1 protein-coding gene is annotated in these 442 nt (G+C 51.1%); it reads right to left on the reverse strand.

Translation table 11 applies throughout. The features are described from left to right. Window positions 1-87: 87 nt before the first annotated feature. On the reverse strand, window positions 88-210 hold the full coding sequence (gene cmpA, locus AC2JF9_RS09380) for a cortex morphogenetic protein CmpA (protein WP_500727234.1): 123 nt from the start codon (window positions 208-210) through the stop codon (window positions 88-90). Window positions 211-442: the final 232 nt, after the last annotated feature.

Below are 442 nucleotides of genomic sequence, written 5' to 3' on the forward strand. Positions count from 1 at the left end.
GTGGAGATCGATGAGAAACGCCAACGGGTGGGTCTGACCATGATCCCGCCAGCGGAAGCGTAAAGACAACAAAAAGGCGGCCTCCTCTTATTGGGGACGGCCGCCATGTTTTTCCCAGTATAAGTACCAACAACTATTCAGCAAACGAATTTGCCGAATGTCCTTACCAATGAAGGCACGCTGCAGCTGCCTACGCATCCATTGTGGCATGAAGGTACCTCCTGGAGTTATTCGTCTATAGGCAATGTATGCACGGGACGAACAGGAGGTACCTATTTTTTGCACTTACTCTTCTTCGCTTAGAAATTCCAATTGCGCCTGCAAGGCACGAATCTCCGTCAACAGCGAAATCAGGGGGTACTCTTTTTCCTGAAGAGCTGCGAAGCGGCGCTCCAGTTGGCTCACGTAATCAAGCCCTTCCTGCACGGCAAACTCGCTGTTC

The sequence above is a fragment of the Lactobacillus sp. C449L genome (assembly GCF_059900815.1).

Bases quoted from the DNA above. Each gene is read 5' to 3' on its own strand.
- cmpA (WP_500727234.1), bottom strand. From the start codon at position 210: ATGCCACAATGGATGCGTAGGCAGCTGCAGCGTGCCTTCATTGGTAAG.